The sequence below is a fragment of the Acinetobacter sp. SK-43 genome, from assembly GCF_015351505.1.
In the GTDB taxonomy this organism is placed as follows: Bacteria; Pseudomonadota; Gammaproteobacteria; order Pseudomonadales; family Moraxellaceae; genus Acinetobacter; species Acinetobacter junii.
The window spans coordinates 47,627-58,729 of record NZ_JADKPY010000008.1; the positions used below are offsets into that span (position 1 = coordinate 47,627).

The 11,103-nt window shown below is 39.2% G+C and carries 8 protein-coding genes and 2 pseudogenes; 7 read left to right on the forward strand and 3 right to left on the reverse strand.

The genetic code is table 11. The features are described from left to right. Nucleotides 1-6 precede the first annotated feature (6 nt). Nucleotides 7-1,935: an ATP-binding cassette domain-containing protein gene (locus IRT38_RS03140; RefSeq protein ID WP_194596932.1), complete on the reverse strand. Its 1,929-nt coding sequence runs from the start codon at nucleotides 1,933-1,935 to the stop codon at nucleotides 7-9. Nucleotides 1,936-2,146: 211 nt separating this feature from the next. Between IRT38_RS03140 and IRT38_RS03145 the strand changes: the two are divergent. The 6 genes and pseudogenes from IRT38_RS03145 to erpA all read left to right on the forward strand — a co-directional run bounded on the left by IRT38_RS03145 (nucleotide 2,147) and on the right by erpA (nucleotide 8,393). Further along, nucleotides 2,147-3,151, forward strand: a pseudogene (locus tag IRT38_RS03145) (putative solute-binding protein). A 47-nt stretch (nucleotides 3,152-3,198) separates the two neighbouring features. Further along, nucleotides 3,199-4,204 (forward strand): annotated as a pseudogene (locus IRT38_RS03150) (putative solute-binding protein). A 222-nt stretch (nucleotides 4,205-4,426) separates the two neighbouring features. Beyond that, nucleotides 4,427-5,428 (forward strand): putative solute-binding protein, encoded by a 1,002-nt coding sequence (locus IRT38_RS03155; RefSeq protein WP_087540378.1) that lies wholly within the window; start codon nucleotides 4,427-4,429, stop codon nucleotides 5,426-5,428. Nucleotides 5,429-5,643: 215 nt separating this feature from the next. Further along, a complete protein-coding gene (locus tag IRT38_RS03160; RefSeq protein WP_004965197.1) occupies nucleotides 5,644-6,651 on the forward strand; it encodes a putative solute-binding protein in 1,008 nt (335 codons plus the stop codon). 278 nt (nucleotides 6,652-6,929) lie between these two features. Next, a complete protein-coding gene (locus IRT38_RS03165) occupies nucleotides 6,930-7,934 on the forward strand; it encodes a putative solute-binding protein (protein WP_194596933.1) in 1,005 nt (334 codons plus the stop codon). A gap of 123 nt (nucleotides 7,935-8,057) precedes the next feature. Continuing rightward, nucleotides 8,058-8,393: an iron-sulfur cluster insertion protein ErpA gene (erpA, locus tag IRT38_RS03170; protein ID WP_004914604.1), complete on the forward strand. Its 336-nt coding sequence runs from the start codon at nucleotides 8,058-8,060 to the stop codon at nucleotides 8,391-8,393. A gap of 50 nt (nucleotides 8,394-8,443) precedes the next feature. On the opposite strand, the gene IRT38_RS03175 is transcribed toward erpA, so the two are convergent. Further along, on the reverse strand, nucleotides 8,444-9,577 hold the full coding sequence (locus tag IRT38_RS03175) for an anhydro-N-acetylmuramic acid kinase (protein WP_194596934.1): 1,134 nt from the start codon (nucleotides 9,575-9,577) through the stop codon (nucleotides 8,444-8,446). Between the two features lie 61 nt (nucleotides 9,578-9,638). Between IRT38_RS03175 and tyrS the strand changes: the two genes are divergently transcribed. Continuing rightward, nucleotides 9,639-10,871 carry a tyrosine--tRNA ligase gene (gene tyrS / locus IRT38_RS03180; RefSeq protein WP_194596935.1) on the forward strand — a complete coding sequence of 411 codons (1,233 nt, stop codon included), beginning with the start codon at nucleotides 9,639-9,641 and terminating at the stop codon, nucleotides 10,869-10,871. Here tyrS and IRT38_RS17505 read toward each other — a convergent pair. Beyond that, a partial coding sequence (locus IRT38_RS17505; protein WP_227592133.1) for a hypothetical protein occupies nucleotides 10,861-11,103 on the reverse strand: 243 nt, incomplete at its 5' end. The two genes, tyrS and IRT38_RS17505, sit on opposite strands and share 11 nt — an antisense overlap.

Sequence of the window (11,103 nt, forward strand, 5' to 3'; positions counted from 1 at the left end):
TGTTGCTTAGTTTTCAAATGAGCCTTCAAGTTCCTCTAAACTCATCATGAATTCAAGTAATTGCTCTTCAAAACTTTCCAATTTGGCTTTGAGTTCATTTTGTTCATTCATGAGCTTCATGAGATCATTTTTGCGATTTGCTTCATAAAGCGTCGTGTCGCCTAGAAGTTCTTCGATCTCAATGAGTCGTGGTTGAATTTTACCAATCTGTGATTCGACTTTTTCCATGTCTTTTCGGATAGGTCGAGTCAGTTCACGACGGCGAGCAGCTTCTTTACGTTGAGCTTCTTTATCAACTTTAGGAGCAGCAAATTGAGATGAATTACTCTCTTGTTGTGAAGCACTCTGTGCATTTATTTGTTGTTGGCGCGCTTCACGTAACCATTTTGCATAGTCCTGAAGATCACCTTCAAACTCTGTGCATTTTCCTGCATGAACAAGTAACAAATCATCGCACACACTTGCAATCAATTGACGTTCATGCGAAACCAAGACCACCGCACCCTCAAAATCTTGCAATGCCATGGTCAAAGCGTGGCGCATATCTAAATCTAAATGGTTAGTCGGTTCATCTAGAATCAGTACATTAGGACGTTGCCAAACAATTAAAGCTAAAGCTAGACGAGCACGTTCTCCACCAGAGAAGCTCTCACATGGTGTGTCCATGCGTTCACCACTGAAGCCAAAGCCACCCAAGAAAGAGCGTAAAGACGATTCACTGATTTGTTTATCTGCGATACGTGCCAGTTGAAGCATTGGGCTTGCATGCGCGTCTAAAGCATCCATTTGATGCTGAGCAAAATAACCGATATTAAGAAGTTCAGAAGCTTTACGCTCTCCAGCTAATAGTGGCAAGTCACCAACCAAGGTTTTGATTAGAGTGGATTTACCTACGCCATTCATTCCGAGTAAGCCTATTCGAGAGCTTGGCGTAATCTGCAAACGAATTTTTTCAGCGATGACTTTGTCGCCGTAACCGATCGTTGCACCATCAAGACTGAGTAATGGTGAACTCATTTTTGTAGGTTCACGGAAGCTAAAGGTGAAAGGTGTATCCACATGTGCAGGTGCTAATTGCTGCATACGTTCTAATTGTTTAATCCGACTTTGGGCTTGGCGAGCTTTGGTGGCTTTTGCTTTGAAACGATCAATAAATTTCTGTAAATGAGCACGTGTTTCTTGTTGCTTCTCAAAAGCTTGTTGTTGTTGTGCTAAACGTTCGCTTCGTGTGGTCTCAAATGTTGAGTAATTTCCTGTATACAAGGTTAATTCTTGGTTTTCGATATGCAGAATATGATCAGTCACTGCATCCAAGAAATCACGATCGTGTGAGATTAAAACCAGAGTACCCTCATAAGCTTTAAGCCAGTCCTCAAGCCATAAAATTGCATCTAAATCTAAATGGTTGGTTGGTTCATCTAATAATAATAAATCTGAACGACTCATCAGTGTTCTAGCAAGATTAAGTCGCATGCGCCATCCACCTGAAAAGCTGGCTACATTTAATCGAATTTGATGATCTAAAAAGCCTAGTCCAGCCATCAGTTGTGCTGCTTTAGCAGGGGCAGCATAACCATGAATTTCATCAAAACGACCATGAAGGTGTGCCAAATTCTCATTACTTAAATGATCAGGATGCGCGAGTTTTTCTTGAATCGTCCAATACTCTTCGTCACCTGAAAGTACGAAGTCGATGGCAGGAATATCTAAGGCTTTAATTTCTTGTGCCATATGAGCCACTGTCCAAACAGACGGACGACTTAGATTTCCCTCATCAGCGACCAAATCACCTAAAAGTGCTGCAAATAACGTAGATTTTCCTGCGCCATTTACGCCCGTGAGACCAATTTTCCAGCCTGGATGAAGTTGCATAGATGCTTTTTGGAAGAGAACGCGCCCACCACGGCGTAAAGAAACTTGGTCAAATTGGATCATGAGTATGCAAAATAGCGAATAGATAGCCGCATTTTAAGGTGATCCGAAGCGATTGCAAATTTTTATATGAATTTATGCAAAGCTGAAATCAAATGCATTTAGATGATAAAAATAGAGTAAAAACTCTACTTCTGTGTTTAAAATCAGATTATTATTTAGTTTAGATGAAAAAATAAGTAACAAGACCAAAACTATACGACAGGAATTCAGGATGAATAAGGGAATTTTGGCATTGGGGGCAATGTTAATTTTTGGGGTAAATACATCATCAAATGCGGCAAAAGTTTGTGTATTTGATCTATTAGGTAAGTCAGGAGAGGCTTACAAAATGATTGAATAGTGGGCGTTAGCTGCAAAAGTTTGGCGTGGTGATATTGATCTGATCAGTTACCAAAATGAAGCTCAGGCTGAAAAGGATTTTCAACAAGGGAAATGTGATGGCGTGTATATGACTTCTATGCGCGCGCGAACTTACAATAAATTTGCTGGGTCTGTTGATGCAATTGGTGCAGTTCCAACCTATGCAATAGCCCAAAAAGCAATCAGCTTTGCCTTAGATAAACGTAATCAGCGTCGTTTGGTAAGTAGGGTTGGAAATCAGAGCTAAGAAGTTGCAGGTATATCAGAAATTGCTCTGGCATATATATTCGTCCGAGATAAAAAGATCAACACCATTGAGAAAATCAAAGGGAAAAAATTTGCGGTGCTTGGATATGACGAAGCACAAAAAATTGTCGTTCGAAGTCTAGGTGGGCAAGCAGTATTGTCAGATATTTCGGATATCGCAAAGAAATTTAATAGTGGTCAAGCTGACATCATGGCAGCACCAGCCTACGCATATAAGCCTCTAGAGCTATATAAGGGGCTTGGAGAGGATGGAGCAATCATTACCTTTCCAGCTGTAAATATGACAATAGATCTGATTATTCGTCCTGAAAAATTTTCGAGTAATTTTGGACAAAACTCACGAGATTGGTTTCTTGGACGCTTAAAAAGTAATTTCACCTTGATACAACGTATTGAAGCGGATTTACCTGCAAAATATAAAATTAATTTAAGTTAGGAAGATAAAACCCGTTATCAACAAATTCTACGTGAAGCACGAATCAGTTTAACCAAGCGTGATATTTATGATTCAACCATGATGAGTGTTTTAAAACGTGCACGTTGCACGGTTGAACGCACAAACTTTGAATGCAGTCTTGGTGGTGAATAATTTTTTGTTTTTTTAAAGTGTGTTTTTATTTTTTTATAAGGGGAAAAATGAAAAAGGGGCTATTTGCTTTATCAATCTTAACATTGATGGGGTTTGCAACGACTGTTCAAGCAAAACAAAAAGTATGTGTATTTGATTTATTAGGAAAAGCAGGTGAAACATTTGGAGTGACGCAAGAATGGGCTGTCACGGCTAAAAATTGGCAAGCTGAAATTCAATTGATCCCATATCAGGATGAGGCGAAGGCACAAAAAGACTTCGAGTCAGGAATCTGTCATGGTGTGTATATGACCTCTATGCGGGCCCGCAAATACAATCGTTTTGCAGGTTCGATTGATGCGATTGGTGGTGTGACCAGTAATGATGTAGCACAAAAGGCGATTAGTTTTGCTTTAGATAAACGCAATAAGCACCGATTACTGGCAAAAGTTGATGATCAAAACTACGAAGTTGCTGGCATTTTACAATTTGGTTTGGCTTATGTATTTGTACAAGATAAAAATTTAAATACGATCGAAAAAGCCAAAGGAAAAAAGTTTGCCTATCTTCACTACGATATAACTCAAAAAGCAGTAGTAGATAGTTTACAAATGATTTCAGTACCTTCAGAAATCTCTGATTTTGTAAAAATTCAATAGCAAGCAGGTCGATGTAATTGCTGCACCTGCGTACGCCTATAAGCCACTCGAGATTGAAAAAGGGATTGCAAAGTCGGGTGTCATGTTTACCTTCCCAGTTGTAAATATCACAGGAGATTTAATTATTCGTCCTGAAAAGTTTCCTGTTAATTTTGGATTAAAGTCACGGGAATGGTTTGTTAAGCAGCTACCGAAAAACTTTACGATGGTTAAACGCCTAGAAGACTCTATACCCGCGAAATATAAATTGAGCTTAGGTAAAGAAAATGAGGTTCGCTATCAACGAATACTAAGAGACGAACGTATTAATCTGACGAAACAAGGTGTATACGATCCGATTATGATGAGTGTTCTGAAACGCGCACGTTGTACGGTAGAACGCACAAACTTTGAATGCTCCTTAGGTGGTGAATAGTAAATATCCTGATCCTAGTTCTGATTAGTCCAAATATTTCAATCAAATGCTTTGCTATGAGACATCGTCAATTGACTCTTTAGAAAGTGTGATCAGGATAGTTAAATATCTGAAAAACCCGACATATGTAGACAAAAGGACTAGGCTTTTAAATAAAACCTGACTATATTTGTCCTTAGCTGGTGGAAAAATATGCAAAAACAGCAATTAAGGGAAAACAAGATGAAAAAAGGACTTTGGGCACTGAGCGCTGCAACGCTTTTTGCCATGACCACTTCTGTGCAGGCAAAACAAGAAATTTGTGTATTCGATTTGTTAGGCAAGGCTGGGGAGTCTTATAAACTGATTGAAGAGTGGAAGCTTGCATCAAAAACTTGGCAGGGTGACGTTGAGTTAATTGCTTATCAAGATGAACAAAAAGCTGAACAAGACTTTGATGCTGGTAAGTGTGATGGGGTATACATGACCTCAATGCGTGCGCGTAAATATAACAAATTCGCTGGTTCGATTGATGCTGTGGGTGCAGTAACGAGTAATACAATTGCGCAAAAAGCAATTAGTTATGTGCTCGACAAACGTAATAAAAGCCGTCTGACTGCAACCGTCAATGGAGAAAAATACGAAGTTGCGGGAATCATTGAAGTCGGTCTTGCCTATATTTTTGTGCGGGATAAACGAATTGATACGATAGAAAAAGCGAAAGGAAAAAAATTCGCTTATTTGCATTACGATCAGGCACAAAAAACAATTGTTGAAAGCTTAGATCTGATTGCTGTGCCATCCGATATTTCTGATTTTGTGAAAAAATTTAACAGCGGTCAGGTCGATGTAATTGCTGCTCCAGCATATGCCTATAAACCGTTAGAAATTAGCAAAGGATTGGCAAATGGTGCTTTGTTTAATTTCCCTGTTGTGAATATCACAGGTGATCTGATTATTCGTCCAGGTAAATTTCCTGCAAATTTTGGTACTCAATCGAGACAATGGTTCATCAATAAACTTCCAAGTAACTTTGCCATGGTGCAACGTTTAGAATCAGGCATGAATGCCCGAAAAATTAACCTATCGAATGAAGACAAAGTACGCTATCAAAAAATGTTACGAGAAGGGCGTATGAATCTAACAAAACAAGGCGTTTACGATGCTACTATGATGAACGTACTCAAACGTGCACGTTGTACTGTTGAACGTACAAACTTTGAATGTACATTGAGTGGAGAATAGAAGTTTTACGTTATTTCAAATCGTGAACCTTAGCGTACAACTTTTGACTTATCACAAAAATGTCTAATAAAAGAAGTGGATGATATAAAAAAGGACAAATATTAAACAATCCTGACATAAAAATAGAGTACAAGCTCTATTTTTTTTCAGAAAACATGATTAATATTTGCTTCCAACAAGGAGACAAACATAAAGTTTGTGAAAGGATGAAAAATATGAAAAAAATTGCATTAGCTATTGCAGCAACTGCGATGATGGGCATGTCAGCATCTGCTCAAGCAAAAATCGATGTGTGTGTATTCGACTTATTAGGGAAGTCAGGTGAATCATACAAAATGATGCAAGACTGGGCACTTGCTGCAAAAGGTTGGGGTGCTGACGTTAACCTTCTAGCAATCACTGATGAGCAAGTTGCTGACAATAATTTCAAGGCTGGTAAATGTGCTGCTGTAGCAATGACAGCAATGCGTGCTCGCCCATACAACAAATTCGCGGGTTCTATCGATTCTTTAGGTGGTGCGCCGAGCAATGAAATTGCTCAACGTGCGATTACTTACGTTCTAGATGCTCGTAATGCTGCGAAGATGACGACTAATCTTGGTGGTAACAAATATGAAGTAGCGGGTATCTCTCCATTGGGTGCTGCGTATATCTTCGTACGTGACAAGAACATTAACTCAATTGAAAAAGCTGCTGGTAAGAAATTCGCTGTATTGGGTTACGATGATGCTCAAAAAATCATGGTACAACGCGTAGGCGCTCAAGCAGTACTTTCTGACGTTTCTAACTTCGCTGCTAAATTTAACAATGGTCAAGTTGATATGGTAGGTGCGCCTGCTTATGCATACAAACCATTAGAATTGAGCAAGGGTTTAGGTACTAATGGTGGTATCTTCAACTTCCCAGTTTTACAAGTAACTGCGGATCTTGTTATTCGTCCAGAAAAATTCCCTGCTGGTTTTGGTCAAAAATCTCGTGATTACTTTGTGAAGCAACTTCCAAAAGCATTCGCAATGATCAAACGTTACGAAGCTGAAATTCCAGCGAAGTACAAAATGAACTTAAGCGCAGAAGATACATTGAAGTATCAAAAATTATTACGTGATGGTCGTATGGATTTGACTAAGCGTGGTATTTACGATGCAGGTATGATGTCTGTATTGAAAAAATCTCGTTGTTCAGTGAACAAATCAAACTTTGAATGTGCATTACCTGGTGAATAATCAGTAATTGCCAAAAATGACACTTAAAGCCTAGATTTATCTAGGCTTTTTGTTTTTTTTGTGATCGTCATTTAAGTCATAGCCTTTACTTTAAAATCTCGTAATCATAATGAGATAAAAATCAAATGAAATCGTGAAGATTAAAATATATTTTGATCAGGAAGATTTACGATTGATGATGAGGGATTTCGTTTATATACCATTAGGGAATTAAACGTGGTTCTACGATTTTGGGTGTGATGTCACAACAATCACCAAAATGCAAAGGAAAAAAGAACATGCAATGGTTTAAAACATTAATGCTTGCAACAGGTGTTGCAGTCGTATCCGCAGGCGCTCAAGCAAAGCAAACAATCTGTGTATTTGATATTGTTGGTAAAAGTGGCGATGTTTACGCACTTATGAAAGATTATCAGCTCGCTGCAAAGACTTGGGGCGCTGATATCGAATTGAAAGTTGGCACCAATGAGGCTGTAATTGCTGAAGACTTTAAAGCTGGAAAATGTGATGGTGTGAGTATCACAGGAATGCGTGGTCGCCAATTCAATAAATTTACAGGTTCTCTCGATGCAATTGGCGCAATCACTGACTTAAAACTTGCAGTTAAAGTGATGCAAGGTCTTGCTAGCCCAGTGTTCGGAAAATCGATGGTCAATGGCAAATATGAAGTTGTCGGTGTGATCCCAGTCGGTGATGCTTATTTACTTGTTAATGATCGTAATATCAATACGGTGGCAAAAGCTGCAGGTAAGAAAATTGCGGTATTAGACTATGATGAAGCACAAAAAATTATGGCTTCACAAGTCGGAGCGCAGGCTGTAAGTTCAGATATTACAAACTTTGGTGCAAAATTTAATAACGGTCAGGTTGATATTATTGGTGCGCCAGCAGCTGCATTTAAACCTTTGGAATTGCATAAAGGTTTGGGTACAAAAGGCGCAATTGTGAATTATCCGATCTTACAAGTGACAGGTAATTTGATTATTCATCCAGATAAATTCCCAGCAGGATTTGGTCAAAAGTCACGCGAGTGGGTTAAAAGCCAACTACCACGTGCATTTGGTATCCTTGGTAAAATGAAGGCGGATATTCCGCAAAAATATTGGATGGAAGTTCCTGAGTCTGATAAGCCAGGCTATCAAAAACTTATGCGTGAATCACGTATTAACCTGACAGCAAAAGGGATTTACGATAAACGCATGATGAAGCTTTTGTGGCAATTCCGTTGTAAAGAAAATCCAAAGAATTTTGAATGTAGCTTACAAGACGAAAACTACAAATAATCTTGTAAAAGTATTTTGAATAGCCCTTTAAAACTTCAAATACAGACCCGATATTGAGTATGCTATACTGAATATCGGGTCTTTTATGTATGAAAGACAAAGAAAAGTCGAGGAATATCCATCATGAACGCACAAGCTCTTGAATTGTCAGATAATGCTGCCAAAAAAGTTCGCCAATTACGCGAAAGTGAAGGGAATAATGATCTTATGTTACGTGTCTATGTAACAGGTGGAGGTTGTTCTGGCTTTTCTTATGGTTTTAACTTTGCAGAAAGTGCCAATGAAGACGATGCTGAATTTACCAATGGTGATGTTAAAATGTTGGTTGACTCATTAAGTTATCAATATTTAGTCGGTTCAGTCGTTGATTATCTAGAAGGTTTGGAAGGTTCACGTTTTGTTGTACAAAACCCAAATGCAACAACGACGTGTGGTTGTGGATCTTCTTTCTCGATTTAAGTTTAAAAAAAATATAAAAAAGCTTCTCGATACGAGAAGCTTTTTGCTATTTACACCGAAGTAATTGTCCCCAAGATACGATTTCCTGATGCACCCGTGACAGCTGGTAAATTACCACTGAGTTGCTTCATAAAACGCATCGCTAACCAAGCAAAAGCTGTGGCTTCCACCCACGTTGGAGCAAGACCCAGCGCATCTGTGGTTTGCACAGACCAATTATGCTTGCGCAAACGCCAGCGTAGTTGTTCAAGTAAATATGAATTATATGCACCACCACCACAGACATAAATTTCACCTGTCGGCATAGCATCTTTACTGCGATAAATTGCTTTCTTAATTGCACGAGTTGTCAGTTTCATTAAGGTTGCTTGAACATTCTCTGGTGTATCTTCAAGTTCATCGTATTCTAAATCACTTCGCCAATCGCTGAGCTGCTCATCCAACCACTCTAAATTAAAGTCTTCACGACCCGTACTCTTCGGAGGTTCTTTGGCAAAAAATTCGTGTGTTTGTAAACGATCTAGCAATGAGCGAATGGGATTGCCGTATGCAGCCCAGTCACCATTCTCGTCATATGGATGACCTGTATGACGATGACACCATGCATCCATCAAAATATTGGCTGGACCTGTATCAAATCCATATACGCCGTCCGCATTGTTTGCAGGTAGCATACTGACATTTGCAATTCCGCCCAAATTTAAGATGACGCGATGAATGCTGTCATGCTGAAACAAGGCCTGATGGAAAGCAGGAACTAAAGGTGCACCCTGACCACCAGCAGCCATATCCCGACGTCTAAAATCCGAAATAACAGGGATACGAGTGATTTCAGTAATAATATTGGGATCACCGATTTGCAAGGTAAACCCATGTTCAGGACGATGACGAATGGTCTGCCCATGTGAGCCAATGGCTTTAATTTGATTTCGGTCTAAATTATTTTGTTTGATCAGTTCATTGATACCATATCCAATCATCTGTGCCAGAGCCACATCAGCTTTGCCCATACGATCGATTTCGTTATCATCAGGCAAAGTGAGCGCCATCAATTCATCACGTAATTCTGGATCAAACGGAACAGTCAGGGTTGCGTGCAAAGTTAAAGGATTAAAAGAAGCTGCAACAATATCAACACCATCCATGCTTGTGCCAGTCATTACACCAATATAGATTGCGCTCATATACAACTTCCCCTGCAAGACGCTGAAAAAATGTTAGTATATCGCACAAATTGAATAACTGATGTGTTTAGGTTTTGTGATGTCAAATTTCTTGCCCGCCGAAGAACAGCTTGCTCTCATCCAACGAGGCACGCACGAGATTATTTCTGAAGAAGATTTATTGAAAAAACTCAAAGAGAATCGTCCACTACGTGTAAAAGCAGGCTTTGACCCTACGGCTCCTGATTTACATTTAGGACATACTGTTCTCATCAATAAGTTAAAAACCTTCCAAGATTTAGGGCATGAAGTCACATTCTTAATCGGTGACTATACTGCGATGATTGGTGACCCAACGGGTAAAAGTGCAACACGTCCGCCGTTGTCAAAAGAACAAGTCCTTGCCAATGCAAAAACATACCAAGAACAAGTCTTTAAGATCTTAGATCCAAATAAAACTAAAGTCCGTTTTAACTCAGAATGGTTCAATCAGAAGTCTGCTGCTGATTTGATCCAATTGGCGAGCCAACAAACCGTATCACGTATGTTAGAACGTGATGACTTTACTAAGCGCTATAACAATCATCAGCCTATTGCCATTCATGAGTTCTTATATCCATTAGTACAAGGCTATGACTCGATTGCGCTTGAAGCAGATGTTGAGTTAGGTGGTACAGACCAGACCTTTAACTTGTTAATGGGGCGTACCTTGCAAGGTCGTTATGGTCAAGAATCACAAGTATGCATTACAGTACCTATTCTTGAAGGTTTAGATGGCGTAAATAAGATGTCTAAATCTTTAGGCAACTACATTGGCGTGTTCGACACACCAGGTGCAATGTATCAAAAAATCTTGTCGATGCCAGATAGTTTAATTGAACGTTACTTTGATCTACTTAGCTTTAAGTCATTAGATGAAATTAAAGTTCTACTTGAGGAAATGGCTGCAGGTCGTAATCCACAAGAAATTAAACGCATCTTAGCTCTTGAGCTTGTTGAACGTTTCCATGATGCAGAAGCAGCAGAAAATGCACATAAGAGTGCAGGGAATCGAATCACTGAAGGTGAAGTTCCTGAAGATACACCCGAAGTAACTATTTCTCGTGCTGAATTTGGTGGTGAATTATTTATTGCAACTATTTTACGTGTGGCGGGTCTAAATCCGAATGCAGCATCAGCTAAAGATGCCGTTGGACGTGGTGCAGTTAAAGTTGATTGGAATGTTGTGGATATGAGTTTCTCTGTAAAAGAGAATGGAACTCATATTATCCAGTCTGGTAAAAAAGCCATTGCCCGTGTGACGTTTACTGACTAATACAGCAATTAAAAAACAAAAAGCAGGCCATGAGCCTGCTTTTTGTACATAAATAGATGATAAAAACAACGAAACCATCAGATTTGTAGAAAAAAGAAACATGCAAAAGAAAATAATAAAAAACAGGGTTGCAAGCGATTAGAAATGCTGTAGAATGCACATCCATCGGCGGTGATGCGGATAAAAACTTGTTGATAAACAAGGGTTTGGCTAAAGTGGTTAGATTCTTGGA

Excerpts from the sequence above, each read along its gene's own strand:
- IRT38_RS03140 (WP_194596932.1), bottom strand. The coding sequence starts at position 1,935 with ATGATCCAATTTGACCAAGTTTCTTTACGCCGTGGTGGGCGCGTTCTC.
- IRT38_RS03155 (WP_087540378.1), top strand. The coding sequence starts at position 4,427 with ATGAAAAAAGGACTTTGGGCACTGAGCGCTGCAACGCTTTTTGCCATG.
- IRT38_RS03160 (WP_004965197.1), top strand. The coding sequence starts at position 5,644 with ATGAAAAAAATTGCATTAGCTATTGCAGCAACTGCGATGATGGGCATG.
- IRT38_RS03165 (WP_194596933.1), top strand. The coding sequence starts at position 6,930 with ATGCAATGGTTTAAAACATTAATGCTTGCAACAGGTGTTGCAGTCGTA.
- erpA (WP_004914604.1), top strand. The coding sequence starts at position 8,058 with ATGAACGCACAAGCTCTTGAATTGTCAGATAATGCTGCCAAAAAAGTT.
- IRT38_RS03175 (WP_194596934.1), bottom strand. The coding sequence starts at position 9,577 with ATGAGCGCAATCTATATTGGTGTAATGACTGGCACAAGCATGGATGGT.
- tyrS (WP_194596935.1), top strand. The coding sequence starts at position 9,639 with ATGTGTTTAGGTTTTGTGATGTCAAATTTCTTGCCCGCCGAAGAACAG.